This is a genomic window from Adlercreutzia sp. CNCM I-6207 (genome assembly GCF_977072305.1).
The window spans coordinates 44,424-60,466 of sequence record NZ_CDRVLZ010000006.1; the positions used below are offsets into that span (position 1 = coordinate 44,424).

General features: G+C 63.5%; 14 protein-coding genes and 4 tRNA genes. 5 read left to right on the forward strand and 13 right to left on the reverse strand.

Annotated elements, in window-relative coordinates; all coding sequences use genetic code 11:
- Nucleotides 1-2: 2 nt before the first annotated feature.
- A complete protein-coding gene (murJ, locus tag ACW4QM_RS04545) occupies nucleotides 3-2,006 on the reverse strand; it encodes a murein biosynthesis integral membrane protein MurJ (RefSeq protein WP_418914615.1) in 2,004 nt (667 codons plus the stop codon).
- Between the two features lie 66 nt (nucleotides 2,007-2,072).
- Between murJ and ACW4QM_RS04550 the strand changes: the two genes are divergently transcribed.
- A complete protein-coding gene (locus ACW4QM_RS04550) occupies nucleotides 2,073-3,101 on the forward strand; it encodes an NAD(+)/NADH kinase (RefSeq protein WP_455798221.1) in 1,029 nt (342 codons plus the stop codon).
- Between the two features lie 192 nt (nucleotides 3,102-3,293).
- Here ACW4QM_RS04550 and rplA read toward each other — a convergent pair whose 3' ends face one another.
- The 10 genes from rplA to ACW4QM_RS04600 form a co-directional block, all read right to left on the reverse strand.
- A complete protein-coding gene (gene rplA / locus ACW4QM_RS04555) occupies nucleotides 3,294-4,004 on the reverse strand; it encodes a 50S ribosomal protein L1 (RefSeq protein ID WP_022740301.1) in 711 nt (236 codons plus the stop codon).
- Nucleotides 4,005-4,062: 58 nt separating this feature from the next.
- Entirely contained in the window at nucleotides 4,063-4,560 is a 498-nt protein-coding gene (rplK, locus tag ACW4QM_RS04560) for a 50S ribosomal protein L11 (protein WP_022740302.1), read from the reverse strand.
- A 114-nt stretch (nucleotides 4,561-4,674) separates the two neighbouring features.
- Nucleotides 4,675-5,205 carry a transcription termination/antitermination protein NusG gene (nusG, locus tag ACW4QM_RS04565; protein ID WP_041714608.1) on the reverse strand — a complete coding sequence of 177 codons (531 nt, stop codon included), beginning with the start codon at nucleotides 5,203-5,205 and terminating at the stop codon, nucleotides 4,675-4,677.
- Nucleotides 5,206-5,208: 3 nt separating this feature from the next.
- On the reverse strand, nucleotides 5,209-5,610 hold the full coding sequence (secE, locus tag ACW4QM_RS04570; RefSeq protein WP_022740304.1) for a preprotein translocase subunit SecE: 402 nt from the start codon (nucleotides 5,608-5,610) through the stop codon (nucleotides 5,209-5,211).
- Between the two features lie 71 nt (nucleotides 5,611-5,681).
- Nucleotides 5,682-5,758, reverse strand: a tRNA-Trp gene (locus ACW4QM_RS04575).
- A gap of 23 nt (nucleotides 5,759-5,781) precedes the next feature.
- Complete coding sequence (rpmG, locus tag ACW4QM_RS04580) at nucleotides 5,782-5,931, reverse strand: 50S ribosomal protein L33 (protein WP_022740305.1); 150 nt, start codon at nucleotides 5,929-5,931, stop codon at nucleotides 5,782-5,784.
- Between the two features lie 116 nt (nucleotides 5,932-6,047).
- A complete protein-coding gene (tuf, locus tag ACW4QM_RS04585; RefSeq protein WP_022740306.1) occupies nucleotides 6,048-7,250 on the reverse strand; it encodes an elongation factor Tu in 1,203 nt (400 codons plus the stop codon).
- Between the two features lie 80 nt (nucleotides 7,251-7,330).
- A tRNA-Met gene (locus tag ACW4QM_RS04590) sits at nucleotides 7,331-7,407 on the reverse strand.
- Between the two features lie 3 nt (nucleotides 7,408-7,410).
- A tRNA-Thr gene (locus ACW4QM_RS04595) sits at nucleotides 7,411-7,486 on the reverse strand.
- A gap of 5 nt (nucleotides 7,487-7,491) precedes the next feature.
- Nucleotides 7,492-7,576 (reverse strand) — tRNA-Tyr (locus tag ACW4QM_RS04600).
- A 433-nt stretch (nucleotides 7,577-8,009) separates the two neighbouring features.
- On the opposite strand from ACW4QM_RS04600, the gene ACW4QM_RS04605 reads away from it, so the two are divergent.
- Nucleotides 8,010-9,173, forward strand: coding sequence for a coiled-coil domain-containing protein (locus tag ACW4QM_RS04605; RefSeq protein WP_022740307.1), 1,164 nt, complete (start codon nucleotides 8,010-8,012; stop codon nucleotides 9,171-9,173).
- 59 nt (nucleotides 9,174-9,232) lie between these two features.
- On the opposite strand, the gene ACW4QM_RS04610 is transcribed toward ACW4QM_RS04605, so the two are convergent.
- Both ACW4QM_RS04610 and putP read right to left on the reverse strand, forming a co-directional pair.
- Nucleotides 9,233-10,423, reverse strand: coding sequence for an FprA family A-type flavoprotein (locus ACW4QM_RS04610; protein WP_455798222.1), 1,191 nt, complete (start codon nucleotides 10,421-10,423; stop codon nucleotides 9,233-9,235).
- Between the two features lie 108 nt (nucleotides 10,424-10,531).
- Nucleotides 10,532-12,094, reverse strand: a complete 1,563-nt coding sequence (gene putP / locus ACW4QM_RS04615) for a sodium/proline symporter PutP (RefSeq protein ID WP_157012238.1) — start codon at nucleotides 12,092-12,094, stop codon at nucleotides 10,532-10,534.
- 242 nt (nucleotides 12,095-12,336) lie between these two features.
- Between putP and ACW4QM_RS04620 the strand changes: the two genes are divergently transcribed.
- From ACW4QM_RS04620 to cuyB, 3 genes are all read left to right on the forward strand, one after another.
- On the forward strand, nucleotides 12,337-13,626 hold the full coding sequence (locus ACW4QM_RS04620; RefSeq protein WP_157012239.1) for an aminotransferase class I/II-fold pyridoxal phosphate-dependent enzyme: 1,290 nt from the start codon (nucleotides 12,337-12,339) through the stop codon (nucleotides 13,624-13,626).
- Between the two features lie 282 nt (nucleotides 13,627-13,908).
- Nucleotides 13,909-15,309: a carboxylate--amine ligase gene (locus ACW4QM_RS04625; protein WP_157012240.1), complete on the forward strand. Its 1,401-nt coding sequence runs from the start codon at nucleotides 13,909-13,911 to the stop codon at nucleotides 15,307-15,309.
- Nucleotides 15,306-16,037, forward strand: a complete 732-nt coding sequence (gene cuyB / locus ACW4QM_RS04630; RefSeq protein ID WP_157012241.1) for a cysteate racemase — start codon at nucleotides 15,306-15,308, stop codon at nucleotides 16,035-16,037. Before ACW4QM_RS04625 ends, cuyB begins: the two co-directional genes overlap by 4 nt.
- Nucleotides 16,038-16,043 lie beyond the last annotated feature (6 nt).

Sequence of the window (16,043 nt, forward strand, 5' to 3'; positions counted from 1 at the left end):
AATCACGCTTTCCGTTTCAACGTTCGAGCCACCTTCCGCACGGCACCAGAGATGAAGGACGCCTCGGGCCAGTTGCCGCGCACGGCAGGGCCGAACGTCACGGCGAGGGCCGCCAGGCCGCCGGCGACCACGTAGGCGAAGGCGCGGGCGACGCTGCCGTCCATAGGACCGAAGCCGAGCGTAAGCGCCACGAGCACTCCGTAGCCCACCACAGCCCCCGCGCCGCCCAAGGCGAGCGCCACGAAGAACGAGCGCGTCACCGCGCCGAGCCCCATGGGGCCGAAGTGACGCCGCAGGTACGCGAAGGCGATCACGTCGCCGATCACATAGGAGACGATGGTCGAGGCCGCGATGGACTCCAGCGTCACATCCAGCCCCTGCTGGTAGGCCCAGGCCGCCCCCAGCGTGACCGCCACCTGGGCCGCCACGGCGACAAAGTTGATGACCGAGAAGACCCCCATGCGCCGGATGGAGCTGAAGATCTTGTTCAGGTAGGCGTTCACCCCGTAGAACGGCAGCGCCACGGCCATGACAGCCAGATAGCTCGCGATCTGCCCGATGGCATCGGCGGTGAACGCGCCGATATGGTACAGCGTCACGAGCGGTGTGGAGAACACCACGAGGTAAAGCGCCATGGGGATCATGAGAAAGAGAATTTGCCGCGTGCCGTCGATGATGCCGGCGACGACGCCGCGAGTATTCCCGTCGGCCTGCATGTCCGACAGCTCCGTGAACAGCGTCGTGGTCACGGGCACCGCGAGGAACGAGTACGGGAACGTGAACCACAGCCGCGCGTAGGCGATGACCGAAGGGCCGTTGTCGGCGAACACGTAGGAGGCGGCGTTCTGGGCGGACACCGTGGCAAACGAGCACACGGTGACGAACACCGCCGGCGCGCCGAGGCGCAGCGTGTCGGCCAGCGCCGGGTCGTGCCAATCGATACGCGGCCGCAGACGGATGCCCACCTTCTTCAAGGCCGGAATCTGGAAGGCCATCTGCACGAAGACGCCGAGCGGATTGCCAATGGCGATGGCGAGGAAGGCCAGATTCTGGTCGGTTTGGGCGATGATGGCATACAAGATGAACGAGGCGATGACGATGAGGTTGTTGAACACCGGCGCAAAGGAGGACCAGAAGTACTCGCGGTTCGCGTTCAAAAGGCCTGACACGATAGACGAGGCGCCGTAGAAGACGATCTGGATGGCGAAGAATTGGAAGAAGAACACCGCGAGCGCCATCTCGTCCTGGTTCGAGTAGAAGCTCTGGGTATAGATGATCTGCCCGGCGAACACCATGCAGAGCACCGAGACGATAGCGAGCAGCACCACGACGATGGTGAGCAGATTCGATGCGTACTCGTTGCCCCGCCTGTCGCCGAGCTGCTTTTTCACCGAGAGGTACACCGGCAGAAACGCCGTGATGAGCATGCCGCCCATGACCAGCTCGTAGAGCATGTTCGGCAGATTGTTCGCCACCTGGTAGGAGCTGGAGACGAAGGTTGAGCCCAACGCGAAGGCCATGGCCCAGGTGCGGGCGAAGCCGGTGATGCGGGAGATAATGACGCAGATGGAAATGAGGGCTGCGCTCGCCCCCACCGATTCGGCCGACAGCGCGCCGCTGCCCTCGCTGCGCCGGTTCGCGACCTCATCCTCGGCGGCCTCGGCGACGATCACCTCCTGCTGGCGGATGGACCCCTCGGCGGTGGCGCCGGGGATGGTGCGGTCGAGGCCCGCATGGGAGCCGACGACGGGAATGAGCCCTGTGGCGCCCGGGTCGGTCGGAGGACGCAGGAGCGTCTTGTCCGCGCCGCGATGGCGACCGCGGGCGGGAATGCGCGCCTCAGCGTTCGCCCGCGGGTTGTTGCGGGGGGCTCCCTGGGCCTGGGGCGCGTCGCCGTCGCCGCTCGCCGACGGCCGGCCGTGGCGGCCCAAAGGCGCAGCATTCCTATCCGTCGGGTCGGGCGGATTCGGGCGTATATGACGGGCTCGTTGGAGCTTGTCGGACATGGGCGAACTCTTCGATGATGAGCGGTATAATTCATCTATCATAGCAAACTCGGAAAGCAGAGCCCCATGCACATACTTGTCGTACGCAATAACTCCAACCCGCAAGCTGTTGACGCCTCGCTGCTGCTCACCGCCTATCTTACGAGCCAGGGAATCGAGGCGCTGCTCGTCGATTCCTCATCGCTGGGCACCGATGCGGGACGCCGCGAAGTGCGCGCGCAGCTGCCCGGGCAGCTGGCGCTGGTCGTCGGGCTCGGCGGCGACGGCACCGTGCTGCATACCGTACACCTGCTCCATGACCGCCAGGTTCCCATCCTGCCCATCAACTTCGGACGGCTGGGGTTTCTCGCCAACGCCGATACCGATGGCGTGGTGCCGCTGGTGGCCGAGGCCCTGGCCGGCGACTTGCGCGCCGAGCGCCGCAGCATTCTCTCCATCGAGGTGGTTTGCGAAGGCGAGCACGATCCGTACGGGGAGGCGAACGGGGCCGGAGAAGGCGCCGCCTGGGACAGGCCCGACGTGAACGCGAAGCCGAGCGCCGCCACCCCTCCTTCGGTTCGCAGGCCCGGGGAGACCGAAGGCGCCCCCTGGACGCCCGTCCCGGGCCGCTTCGGCGTCAACGGCCGGGGGCTCTCCGGCGCACGGCAGTTCTTCGCCCTGAACGAGGCGGCCATCACCCGCGGTGCCATGGGACGCATCATCGAGCTGACCCTGAACGTCTCGGGGGTGGACGTGGCCCGCATGCGCGGCGACGGCCTCGTCGTCTCCACGGCCACCGGCTCGACGGCCTACGCGCTCTCGGCCGGCGGCCCTTTGGTCTCCCCCGGCTTCAAGGGTATGATCGCCGTGCCGCTTGCGCCCCACACCCTGCGTTCCCGCGCCGTGGTCACCGATGCCAGCGACGTTATCGAGGTAGGCTTCGACGACACCGACGAGTTCCGCGAGGCGACCTTGTTCGTCGACGGCGATATCGTTCCGTTCGACGCGCCCCTGCGGAAGATATACGTGCAGTGCGCGCCCTTCGACGTCACGCTCCTGCGCGCCGACGGCGCCTCCTTCTACGAGCGCATCAGCACGGATTTCTTCGGGGAGTAAAGAAGCATTCGCAGGCTGACCCGTAGGGGGCGACCTCGGTCTCCCCTCGCCGCAAGCAAGATCAATCCTGTCGGGAGGGCCGACCAAGGTCGGCCCCTACGGAACAACCTGCATGGCGCTCGCAGAATGTCCTAACACGCAAAAGGACCCCGCCGAAGCGGGGCCCTTGCTCTTCGATAGAGAATCGTCGATTTACTCGGCGGACTCGGTGTAGGCGCGGGTCACGGAGGAGTCCACGGAAACACCGGGAGTCATGGTACCGGACACGGTGATGGACTTGACGTACTTGCCCTTGGCCGCGGCGGGCTTCATGCGCAGGATCTCGTCGTAGACCGCGCCGTAGTTCTCGGCGAGCTGCTCGGGGGTGAAGCTCACCTTGCCGAGGACGACGTGCGCGATGCCGTAACGGTCGGCGCGGTACTCCACGCGGCCGCCCTTGAGCTCCTTGATGGCCTTCGCCACGTCGTTGGTGACGGTGCCGAGCTTCGGGTTGGGCATGAGGCCGCGGGGGCCGAGGATCTTGCCGAGACGGCCGACCTTGCCCATCTGATCGGGCGTGGCCACAGCGGCGTCGAAGTTGAACTCGCCGGCCTGAATCTGCTGCATGAGCTCGTCGGTGCCCACGATGTCGGCACCGGCCTCCTCGGCGGCCTGGGCAGCGGCGCCCTCGGCGAAGACGGCCACGCGGACGGTCTTGCCGGAGCCGTTGGGCAGGCTCACGGTGCCGCGCAGCTGCTGGTCGGCCTGACGGGTATCGATGCCCAGGCGGAAGTCGCCGGTCACCGTCTCGTCGAAGTTGGCCACGGAGATCTCCTTCAGCAGCTTCATAGCGGCCAGGGGGCTCACCGGCTCGGCCGGAATCTGCTTCTCGGCCTCAACGTACTTCTTTCCGTGCTTAGTCATTGCATTTCCTTTCGTGGTAATGGCGGGCGCTTCTCACCCTTCCACTGTTGAATCAAACTTAGTCGACGGCCTTGCCCTGAAGCATGGCGGCAACCTTGCGGCTGGGCACGTACTTCTTCTTCATCTCGCGGCCCTCGATGCGCACACCCATGGAGCGGGCGGTGCCGGCCACGATCTCCATGGCCGCCTCGATGTCGTTGGCGTTCAGGTCGGGCATCTTGATCTCGGCGATCTCGCGGAGCTGATCCTCGGTCAGCGTGCCGGCCACCTGAATCTGCGGAATGGCGGCGCCGCTCTTAATGCCGAGCTTCTCCTTGATGAGCACGGCCGCGGGCGGGGTCTTGCACACGAAGGTGAAGGACTTGTCCTCGTACACCGTGATCTCGACCGGGATAATGGTCCCGGCCTGGTCCTGCGTCTGGGCGTTGAACGCCTGGCAGAACTGCATGATGTTGACGCCCTGGGCGCCAAGGGCCGGGCCTACCGGCGGGGCCGGATTGGCAGCGCCGGCGGGGATTTGCAGCTTTACAAATCCAGTGACTTTCTTGTCAGCCATCTGTGACTACCTTTCAGATGAATCGACGTTTACTTCTCTATCACTCAAAACTCGAAGGCCGCGAGAAGCCCCGGTCCACGCGGGCGCGACGATCGAGTCAAAGTGCTTGCAAAATTAGATCTTGGCCACCTGGTCGAAGGAAAGCTCGACGGGGGTCTCGCGGCCGAAGATGGAGACCATGACCTTGACCTTGCCTGCATCGGGCATGACCTCGGAAATCGTGCCGTCGAACTCGGCGAGAGGACCGTGGGTCACCTTCACCGACTGGCCGACCTCGAGGTTCGTGGAGGTCTTCTTCGGAGCCTCGCGGCTCGTGCGCTTCATGATCTTGTTGTACTCGTCGCGGGTCAGCGCCTGGGGGTTGCCCTGGCTGCCCACGAAACCGGTGACGCCCGGCGTGTTGCGAACGGCGGCCCAGCTGCGGTCGTCCAGCTCCATGCGGACGAGCACGTAGCCCGGGAACACCTTCTTCTCGCTCTCCACGCGACGGCCGCCCTCCTTGATCTCGGTGACCATCTCCGTGGGGATCTCGATGCCGAAGACGTTGTTCTCGAGACCCATGGCCTCGATGCGCTGCTCGAGATTCGACTTCACCTTGTTCTCGTAGCCCGAGTAGGTGTGCAGCACGTACCATTTCTTAGCCATCGATTACGCCCCAATCCCAGAGATGAACACGAGCAGCGGCGTGATAATCACGTTATCCAGCAACGCCACGAAGATGCCGAAAAACAGCAGGGCCACCACCACGACGCCGCTCCAGCGGAGCACATCGGTGCGGGTCGGCCACGTCACGCGCTTCATCTCGGACTTCACGTCGCGGAAGAACTGGAAGCGCTTCTTCTTCGGCTTGTCGTCCTTCTTGGAGGACTTCGCAGTATCGTTGGAAGACGCAGACTTGTCCTCGGAGCCCTTCTTGAACAGGCCGCCCTTCTTCTCTTCCGTCGCCTCGGCAACGGAAGTCGGGTTCTGCTCTTCCAGCTCGCGGTTGGCCTTGCGCTGCTGACGGGCAGCGGAGGCCTTGGCCTTCTGTGTCTTGGATTTCTTTGCCATGGAATTCCTTATGGAAAGTCTCTTGTCTAATCGCCAAAAAAGCAGCCTCTAGGCTGCTCACGAAAACAAGCTGGCAGGCCAGGAGGGACTCGAACCCCCAACATGCGGTTTTGGAGACCGCCGCTCTACCAATTGGAGCTACTGGCCTATGCCTGTTTCTTCCTTAACCTCTTATCGGGTCTCTTTGTGCACCGTGTGGGCGTTGCACCACTTGCAGTACTTCTTGAGCTCGATGCGGTCAGGATTGTTCTGCTTGTTCTTCTTGGTCGTGTAGTTGCGGCGCTTGCACTCAGTGCAGGCCAGAGTGACCAGAGTACGCATGAATTCTCCTTTTACCTATAAAGCGAAACGCAGGGTTGATCATACACATGAAGCGCAGGGGGGCGGGGCCTGCCTCGCAAAAGACAGGCCCCGCGAAATCACTCAGTAAGAAGGACTTACTTGAAGATCTTGGTCACGCGACCAGAGCCCACGGTACGGCCACCCTCGCGGATAGCGAACTTCAGGCCCTCTTCCATGGCGATGGGGTGAATGAGCTCGCCCTTGATCGTCACGTTGTCGCCCGGCATAACCATCTCGGTGCCCTCGGGGAGGTGCGCCACACCGGTGATGTCGGTGGTACGGAAGTAGAACTGCGGACGATAGCCATCGAAGAACGGGGTGTGACGGCCGCCCTCTTCCTTGGTCAGGATATAGACCTGGCCCTCGAACTCGGTGTGCGGGGTCACGGAACCGGGCTTGCAGAGAACCTGGCCACGGACGATCTCCTCGCGCTTGATGCCGCGCAGCAGGCAGCCGATGTTGTCGCCGGCCTGGGCCTCATCGAGCAGCTTGCGGAACATCTCGATGCCGGTGCAAACGGTGTTCTGGGTCTCGCGGATACCCACGATCTCCAGCGGGTCGTTCACATGGAGCACGCCGCGCTCCACACGGCCGGTGGCAACGGTGCCGCGGCCGGTGATGGTCATGGTGTCCTCGACGGCCATCAGGAACGGCTTGTCGACGTCGCGGTCGGGGGTCGGGATGTAGGAGTCCACAGCCTCCATGAGCTCCCAAACCTTCTCCTGCCACTCCTTGTCGCCCTCCAGGGCCTTCAGAGCGGAGCCGCGGATGATCGGGGTGTCGTCGCCCGGGAACTCGTAGCTGTCGAGCAGCTCGCGAACTTCCATCTCGACGAGCTCGATGAGCTCCTCGTCGTCGACCATGTCGCACTTGTTCAGGAAGACCACGATGTAGGGCACGCCCACCTGACGGGCGAGCAGGATGTGCTCGCGGGTCTGGGCCATGGGGCCGTCGGTAGCAGCGATAACCAGGATGGCGCCGTCCATCTGGGCCGCACCGGTGATCATGTTCTTCACGTAGTCGGCGTGACCGGGGCAGTCGACGTGAGCGTAGTGACGGGTATCGGTCTCGTACTCGATGTGAGCGATGGAGATGGTGATGCCGCGCTCGCGCTCCTCGGGGGCCTTGTCGATCATGTCGAAGGCAGTGAAGTCAGCGTGCGCCGTGCCGTGGGAGCCGTCGTTCTCGGACAGAGTCTTGGAGATGGCGGCCGTCAGCGTCGTCTTACCGTGGTCGACGTGACCGATGGTGCCGATGTTAACATGCGGCTTCGAGCGCTCGAACTTCTCCTTAGCCATGTTTCATCCTCCTTCAAGGGTGATTGCGAAACGAATTGCAACAAAATAAACGCGCCCAGAAAGGACGCGGTAAATCTAAATGGTAGCGGTGACTGGATTTGAACCAGTGACGCCACGGGTATGAACCGTGTGCTCTGACCAACTGAGCTACACCGCCAAGTGGAGCCTGCGACCGGACTTGAACCGGTGACCTCTTCGTTACCAACGAAGTGCTCTACCGACTGAGCTACACAGGCAGAAATGGTGGGCGCGCTAGGATTCGAACCTAGGTAGGCATAACCAACGGGTTTACAGCCCGTCCCCTTTAACCACTCGGGCACACGCCCATTTCGGCGCTTAATTCATGTGTACTTTTCAAGCTGCCACCCGTCTTTCGCGTTGTTCCGCGAAAAGCGAGCGAACGGAATAATACGCTACGGCAACAAGCGTGTCAACCATTTACACGCCCCCGGGCGTGTCTCCACGATTCCTCCCCAACCTCGAACGAGGAACTCGGCAACCGCGCTTTTTTCTTACTATATATAGAGAGACTTTGACACCATATGTTGGATGAGAAAGCGCACCTCTCCCCCAAGGTATGGAAACCCTCCCTCACTCATGATTTTTTTCGGCCGCGAACGGCGCGAATTCCCGCGCGGATGGGCTGAGGTCGGCTTGTGAATCCCTTCTGTGGGGGTCGTGAAGAGGCGCCATCCGTGCTATGATACGAAACTAGTTTGCCCCAACGCACTAGATGCTCAACCAGGAGGATACTTTTATATGAGTGAGCATACACGTCCCTTCAGCAGACGCGCCTTCGTCGGCGGAGCGGCCGCTTTCGGCATCTCGCTGTGCCTGCCCCCGCTCATGCCCGCCAAAGCCCACGCCGTCACGGCCGCCGAGAAGCAGGCCGAGGCCAACGCAGCACTTGAGAAGCTCAACGCCATGCAGGAGAAGCTCGACCGCGCCGAGGTCTCCCTCTATGCGGCTGAAACCGAGCGCGACGATGCCCAGGCCCGCATGGACGAGGCTCAGGGTCGCATCGATTCCGCTTCCTCGCGCATCAGCGAGCTGCAGGACAAGCTCGGCAACCGCGCCCGCTCCATGTACCGTTCCGGCTCGTCTACGTTCCTCGATCTTCTTCTGGGAGCCACCACGTTCCAGGCCTTCGCCTCGAACTGGGACCTCCTGAACGATATGAACCAGAACGACGCCGACATGGTGGAGGAAACCAAGACCCTGCGCTCTGAGGTGGAATCTGAGAAGGCCGTCTACGAGGAGCAGCGCAACGTCGCCGCCCAGAAGGCCGAGGAGGCCGAGGCCGTCAAGAAAGAGGCCGAGAGCCTCGTCTCCCAGATGCAGGACACCTACAACTCCCTGTCCGAGGAAGCGGCCCAGCTGCTCGCCGAGGAAGAGGCGGCCCGCGAGGCCGCGGCACTCGCCGCAGCCCAGGCCGCCGAAGAGGAGGCTCGTCGCCAGGCCGAGGAGGAAGAGCGCCGTCAGCAGCAGAGCAACTCCGGAGGAAATTCGGGTGGCGGATCTGGCTCCGGCGGAAATTCCGGCGGCAGCTCGAGCGGTGGCTCCGGCAGCTCCGGCGGCGGCTCGTCGAACAACTCGAAGCCCCAGACCGTTGGCGGCACGGCCGTCGATCGCGCCTACGGCGAGCTGGGCAAGCCCTATTCCTGGGGCGCCGTGGGGCCGGATTCCTACGACTGCTCCGGCCTGGTGAGCTACTGCCTGCTCGGCCGCCACAGCCGCTTGGGCACCGCCGCCAGCTTCATGGGCTACACGCGCGTCTCGAACCCCAAGCCGGGCGACATCTGCTGCAACGATCACCACTGCGGTATCTACATCGGCGACGGCCAGATGATCCACGCGCCGCGCACCGGCGACGTCGTGAAGATCTCCGCCGTGCATTCCGGCATGATCTACACGCGCTACTAGGGCGCATCTGCCAGCTAGCGAAGGGGCTCCCGTCGGGAGCCCCTTTTTCGTGCCGGTCTTTAAGCCTTCCCGTGGAAGAGGCTCACATAGTCGACGATAGCGTCATGCAGGGCATTCAGACCCTCCTCGTCTTCCACCCATTGGTGGGTAAGCGGGGCTTCCGGCAGCGTGAACTTGCAGCTCTCCAGAGCCTGGTACACCTCGTTGGGGCCCATGGGCGCCCAACCGTAGCTGCCGAAGGGAATGCCCACGCGCCCGGCCGGCGCCAAGCCCCGCATGTAGCAGAGAAACGACGCCACCGTGGGCATCATAGTCTTGTTGAGCGTCGGCGAGCCTACAGCGATGTAGCGCGCGTTCAGCACTTCGGCCATGATGTCGGAAATGTGGTTCACCTTCAGGTCGAGCAGGCGCGCGGGGATGCCCATCTCGATGAAGGCCTCGGTGATCTCCGTGGCCATGGCCTCGGTGGTATGCCACATGGAGTCGTAGACCACGAGCGCGTACTCCTCGGGAATGCCGCTGCTCCACTTCTCATACATCGCCAGAATCTCCGGCACATGGCTGCGCCAGATGATGCCGTGGGCCGGGGCGATCATATCGAAGGAAAGGCCGGAGAGCGCCTTCAGGGCCGCTTCCACATTCTTACCGTAGGGCATGACGATGTTGGCGTAGTACTTCTGGGCCTGGACGAGCACCTCGGGCAGGCCCACCTCGTCGTCGAAGCGCTTCGAGGAGGCGTAATGTTGGCCGAAGGCGTCGTTGGAGAACAGGATGCCATCTAACTCGTCGTAGGTGACCATGGAGTCGGGCCAGTGCACCATGGGCGTCTGCACGAAGGCGAGCGTGCGTTTGCCGATATCGAGGGTGTCGCCGGTCTTCACGCCCACGAGGTTAAGACCGTCCCCGTAATGAGCGCGAAGTCCCTGGATGCCCTTGGGCGCACCGGTGACGATAGTGGCTTTTGGAGCGATTTCGGCCAAAGCCGGAAGGCCTCCGGAATGATCCATCTCCACATGGTTGGACACAATATAGTCGATGGAGGCCGGATCCACGATGGTGCCGATGCGTTCGATGAGCTCGCCGGTGAAGGGCTTCTTGCAGGTGTCGATGAGCGTGATCTTCTCGTCGAGGATGAGGTAGGCGTTGTAGGTGCTTCCGCGCTCGGTGGTGTAGCCGTGGAAGTTGCGCTCGTTCCAATCGATGCCGCCCACCCAGAACACGTCCGGCTTGATCTCGATGGCCTTCAACATATCGCTCTCCTTGTCTCACGGTTGACGTTCGCATCGTAGCCCGAAACAGCAACGGAGCACCCCGCTTCGGAGTGCTCCGTTGAGAAAACGTATCGTTGCCGCGCAGCGCTACACGTCAAGCTCCATGTAGGTGTCGAAGTCGTCGGTGACTTCCTTGCTCGGCTCCTTCGTGAGCTTGGAGACCACCACGATCACGAGCAGCGCCAGCAAAAAGCCGGGAAGCAGCTCGTAGACGGCGAACCAGCCACCGAGCGGGGCAATGAGGTTCTTCCACACCACCACGGTGACGGCACCGGTCAGCATGCCGGCGATGGCGCCAGGCAGCGTGGTGCGGCGCCAGTACAGCGAGCACAGCATGAGCGGGCCGAACGACGCGCCGAAGCCGGCCCAAGCGTAGGACACGATGTCGAAGATGGAGGAGTTCTGGTCCATGGCCAGGAAGATGCCCAGAAGCAGGATGGCCGTGAGCGTGATGCGGGCCACGATCATGACCTGGTTGTCGGTGGCATCGCGCTTGATGAGGCCCTTGAAGATATTGGTGGCCACGGCACTGCCGGAGATGAGCAGGTAGCTGGAAGAGGAGCTCATAGCCGCCGCGAAGATACCCGAGACCACGAGCCCGCAGAAGAAGCTCGGCAGCAGCATCTTCGACAGCACGATGAACACCGACTCGGCCGCCGACTGGGTGAGGAACTCGGTCGGGATGACCGCGCGGCCGATAAGGCCGATGCACACCGCCGAGGACAGGGACACCACGAGCCAGATCATGGCGATGATACGCGACTTTTTGATCTCGTCGGAGTGGCGGATGGACATGAAGCGGATGAGCACCTGGGGCATGCCGAAGTAACCGAGGCCCCAGGCCAGGCCGCTCACGATGGTGATGATGCCGTAGGTGCCGGCCGGGCCGAACATAGGCTCGTTGCCCTCGATGAGCTGGTTGCCCGCCTCGTCGAGCAAAGGCGTGGCGATTTCGGTGCCGGAGAGGAAGCCGGGGATGTTCTGCAGGAAGGCGACGGTGTTTTCCACGCCGCCGGCCGCCGTGACAGAGCCGATGAACACGGTGGCCAGCGCGAAGAACATGAGCATGCCCTGAATGAGGTCGGTGGTGCACACCGAGAGGTAGCCGCCCATGAAGGTATAGAGGAACACGATGATGGCGCCGATGACCATCATGACGCCGTAGTCCCAGCCAAACAGCGTGGCGAACAGCTTGCCCACGGTGACGAAGCAGGACGCGGTGTAGATGGTGAAGAACAGAAGGATGATGACCGCGGCGATGGTCATGAGGATGTGCTTCGTGTCATGGAAGCGATTGGAGAAGAAGTCGGGCACCGTGATGGCGTTGCCGGCCTTCTCGGAGTACTTGCGCAGGCGCTTGGCCACGAACTTCCAGTTCAGATAGGTGCCGATGGCCAGGCCGATGGCCGTCCACATGGCATCCGACGCGCCGGTGAAGTAGGCCACGCCGGGCAGGCCCATGAGAAGCCACCCCGACATATCCGACGCTTCGGCCGACAGAGCCGTGAGCCACGGTCCCAGGCCGCGGCCGCCGAGGAAGTACTCCTCGGACGACGAGTTGGAGCGCTTGGCGTACACAAAGCCGATGACCACTACTACGACGAAGTAGAGCAGCATGGCGAGTACGACTTGCATATCGCTTTCGATCATGTTTCCCCTTCCGCGAGAATCCTTGCAACACGTTTGGAACTCCCAGGGTCGGTTTCGGCAAGAGGCGCCAGCGGGCCAGCCCCCAACGCCGCCCTGCCGAAACCGACACCGTATGGCCAGCCATTCTTGCGAAGCGCCATATTCCGTGTCGTTTCATTGACCTTTGGGATTATACTTTACCGTGATGGAGTGACACTCCGTATCTTATGCAGACGAGCAGTTTTACGGCGAAAGGACGGAATATGCCGCGCTATGCAGAGATGTCCAAGGCGGAATTGGAGGCCGAGCTCGCCGAGGTGCGCGCCCGCTACGGCGAGATGGCGGCCCGGGGCCTCAAGCTGAACATGGCCCGCGGCAAGCCCTCGGCCGCACAGCTGGAGCTGTCCCTGCCTATGCTGGACGTGCTGGACTCCGAAGCCGACCTTGCCGCCGAGGACGGCACCGACTGCCGCAACTACGGCGTGCTCGACGGCATCCCCGAGGCGAAGCGGCTCATGGCGGCGCTTCTGGACGATGAGCCAGAGAACGTCATCGTGCTCGGCAATGCGAGCCTCACGGCCATGTACGACGCCATGGTGCGCTACCTGGTGTTCGGGGCCCTGGGAAGTACGCCCTGGGGGCGCTTGCCCGAGGTGAAATGGCTCTGCCCCGTCCCCGGCTACGACCGTCACTTCTCTATTTGCGAAGATCTCGGCATCGAGATGATTCCCGTCCCCCTTTGCGAGGACGGCCCCGATATGGAAGAAGTGGAGCGCCTCGTCGTCGCCGACGACGCAATCAAGGGCATCTGGTGCGTGCCGAAGTACTCGAACCCCTCCGGCATCACCTACTCCGATGAGACGGTGCGCCGCCTCGCCGCCATGGAGTGCGCCGCCGACGATTTCCGCATCTTCTGGGACAACGCCTACGCCGTGCACCATTTCTCCGGCGATCCAGCCGAGCAGGACATCGTGCTCGATATCGCCGAAGCCTGCCGCGAGGCGGGCAACCCCGATCGCTATCTGAAGTTCGGCTCCACGTCGAAGATCACCTTCCCCGGCGCGGGCGTGGCCGCTTTGGCCGCAAGCCCCGCCAACATAGCCGAGATCAAGCGGCACTTGGGCGTTCAGGCCATCGGCCACGACAAGCTCAACCAGTTGCGTCACGCCCGCTTCCTGGAAGAGGGCGCGCGCCTGCCCGAGCATATGGCCGCTCACGGCGCGCTCATGGGCCCGAAGTTCGAGCTCGTCGAAAAGAAACTGGCCGAGGAGCTTGCCGAGGCCGGCATCGCCACATGGACCAATCCGCGCGGCGGCTACTTCGTGAGCTTCGAGGGGCCCGCTGGCACGGCGCGCCGCATCGTGGAGCTGGCGAAGAACGCTGGTGTTACCATGACGGATGCCGGCGCCACCTGGCCCTACGGCGACGATCCGGCCGATTCCAACATCCGTATCGCACCCTCGCTGCCGCCCTTGGAAGAGCTTGACGCCGCCATGGATGTCTTCACCTGCTGCGTGAAACTGGCCGCCCTGGAACAGCTCGTCGAGGAATAAGGCTTTCGGCCCCGAACGGGCTCGCGATGCGGCTCTCTGGCGGGGGCGCGCCCCGCGCGCAGGTTGCGCAGCGAACGGAACAGGACTAAATGTCCTGTTCCGCCGAGCGAGCCATTGCTTGAGCACGGGGTGTGCCCCCGCCAGAGAGCTGCATCGTCCCGCCGTAAGGAAAAGTTACGCCCTCCTTACGCTTTCGTCAGCATTTGCTATGGGAAGCGTAATGGAGGGCTTTCCTATCATTTCTCCTGAACGCAGACGAGCAAAGGTCAGGAGATGAGCCCTATGGAGAATATCGACGCCCCCGATGTATTGCCGGTGATCCTCGGCGGAGACATCGGCGCCTACAGCCTCGCCCGGGCCTTCCACGAGGCTTACGGCATCGTGCCCTTGGTGTTTTCCCAGGCCGACTGCCACATGTGCGGCGACTCCTCCATCCTTGTGAACCGCGTGGTGCCGCATTTGGAACGGCCGGCGGTGCTCCTCTCCACCTTGGCCAACACTGCCGAGTGCTTCAGCGACCGCCCGCTGCTTCTGCTCGGCTGCGGCGATTGGTACGTGCGGCTCATCGTTGAGAACCGTGCCGTGCTGGAGAAGTCCTTCATCATCCCCTACATTGGCGAAGATCTGCTGAACCGGCTCACCGAGAAGGATCGCTTCTACGAACTGTGCGCGGAAGTCGGCGTGCCCGCGCCGCGCACCGTGGTGTTCGATGCCCGCACGGGCGGCGACGACCCGGCCGCCCTCGCGCTTCCCTTCTCCTTCCCCGTGGTGGCCAAGCCCGCTTCCTCGGCGGCCTACCACTACGCCGATTTCCCCGGGAAGCAGAAGGTGTTCTTCCTGCGCGACGCGACGGAGCTTCGGGCGACGCTTGCGGCCGTGCAGAGCAGCCGCTACGAGGGGAAGTTCCTCATCCAGGAGATGATCCCCGGCGACGACACGAGCATGCGCATCCTCACTACCTACTCTGACCAGAACGGAAAGGTGCGCTTCGCCTCTTTCGGACAGACGCTTTTGGAAGATATGCGGCCCATGGGCGTGGGCAACCCGCTCGCCATCGTGAGCCGCACCGACGAGACGATCGTGGCCGAGGCCGCGCGCTTTCTGGAGGCCGTGAGCTACACCGGGTTCGCGAACTTCGACATCAAGGTGGACCCGCGCGACGACAGCCATCGCTTCCTCGAGATAAACACGCGTCTGGGCCGCAGCAACTACTATGTGACCGCCGCCGGCGACAACGTGGCCCGCTGGCTCATGGACGACCTCGTGTTGGGCCGACCCCTGCCCGAAGGGCTCACGATAGCCCGGGGCGAGTCGCTCTACACCGTGGCGCCCAAGGCCATCCTGCTCGACTACATCCGCGACGACGCCCTGCGTCAGGAGGTGCGGGGGCTGTACGCGCTGGGCCGCGATGCCGACCCGCTGGACTACCCGGCCGAGAAGAGCCTGCGTCGGCGCCTGTATCCGCTCGTTTTCGCGTTCCGCCAATGGAAGACCTGCCGGGCCGCCATGGCAGATAAGCGGGCCCGGGAGAAAGCAGTGGAAGATTTGGAAGGTGCCGGGGCCATAGTCGATCGCCGTACGAAGGGGACTGTCTCCGGCAAAGACGACGAGTGCGTTGCCTGCGTCTCGCCGGAGCTCCCGTTGGCAGACAGGCTGGCGGCCCGCGCGAAAGCAGCATCATGAGCGGGCTCTTGGTAGGCGTGCTCGGAGGCACCGGACCTGCGGCCACGGCCTACTTCCTGCAGCGGCTCGTCGAGCGCACCGAGGCCCGCTGCGACCAGGACCACGTGCGCACCCTTGCCTTCAACGACACGGCCATCCCCGATCGCACGGCATTCCTGCTGGGGCGAAGCGACCGCTCTCCCCTCGCAGCGCTTATCGAGGACGGTCAGCTTCTGGAAGCCTGCGGCTGCGATCTTCTGGCGCTGCCCTGCAACACGGCCCACGGCTTCTTCGACGAACTGCAGGGCGCCTTGGGCATCCCCGTCGTCCACATGGTGCGCGAGACTGCCGCCGCCGCATCCGCTGTGGGCTTGGCGCGCATCGGCGTGCTGGCCACAAGCGGCACCGTGGCCGCCGATCTGTACGGGCACGAGGCCGCACGACTCGGCGTGGACTGTCTTTACCCGGATAGCGCCACGCAAGCGCGGGCGAACCGCATCATCTTTGACGAAGTGAAGGCGGGGCGATTCGTAGAGCCAGCGGCTCTCGAGGCGCTGGCGGCCCCGCTGCGCGCAGCGGGCTGCGACGGCGTCGTGCTCGGCTGCACCGAGCTGTCCTTGGCTTTCGGCGGCGTGACGCGGGCGGCAGGACTTCCCGTGGTAGACGCCCTGGACGTACTAGCCGACTGCGTCATCATGCGTGCCGGGCGGCCGCCGAAAACCTCGAAAAACTTGTCACTTCGAAACTAGCCTTTT

Coding starts and splice junctions, on each gene's coding strand:
- murJ (WP_418914615.1), bottom strand. CDS start 2,006: ATGTCCGACAAGCTCCAACGAGCCCGTCATATACGCCCGAATCCGCCC.
- ACW4QM_RS04550 (WP_455798221.1), top strand. CDS start 2,073: ATGCACATACTTGTCGTACGCAATAACTCCAACCCGCAAGCTGTTGAC.
- rplA (WP_022740301.1), bottom strand. CDS start 4,004: ATGACTAAGCACGGAAAGAAGTACGTTGAGGCCGAGAAGCAGATTCCG.
- rplK (WP_022740302.1), bottom strand. CDS start 4,560: ATGGCTGACAAGAAAGTCACTGGATTTGTAAAGCTGCAAATCCCCGCC.
- nusG (WP_041714608.1), bottom strand. CDS start 5,205: ATGGCTAAGAAATGGTACGTGCTGCACACCTACTCGGGCTACGAGAAC.
- secE (WP_022740304.1), bottom strand. CDS start 5,610: ATGGCAAAGAAATCCAAGACACAGAAGGCCAAGGCCTCCGCTGCCCGT.
- rpmG (WP_022740305.1), bottom strand. CDS start 5,931: ATGCGTACTCTGGTCACTCTGGCCTGCACTGAGTGCAAGCGCCGCAAC.
- tuf (WP_022740306.1), bottom strand. CDS start 7,250: ATGGCTAAGGAGAAGTTCGAGCGCTCGAAGCCGCATGTTAACATCGGC.
- ACW4QM_RS04605 (WP_022740307.1), top strand. CDS start 8,010: ATGAGTGAGCATACACGTCCCTTCAGCAGACGCGCCTTCGTCGGCGGA.
- ACW4QM_RS04610 (WP_455798222.1), bottom strand. CDS start 10,423: ATGTTGAAGGCCATCGAGATCAAGCCGGACGTGTTCTGGGTGGGCGGC.
- putP (WP_157012238.1), bottom strand. CDS start 12,094: ATGATCGAAAGCGATATGCAAGTCGTACTCGCCATGCTGCTCTACTTC.
- ACW4QM_RS04620 (WP_157012239.1), top strand. CDS start 12,337: ATGCCGCGCTATGCAGAGATGTCCAAGGCGGAATTGGAGGCCGAGCTC.
- ACW4QM_RS04625 (WP_157012240.1), top strand. CDS start 13,909: ATGGAGAATATCGACGCCCCCGATGTATTGCCGGTGATCCTCGGCGGA.
- cuyB (WP_157012241.1), top strand. CDS start 15,306: ATGAGCGGGCTCTTGGTAGGCGTGCTCGGAGGCACCGGACCTGCGGCC.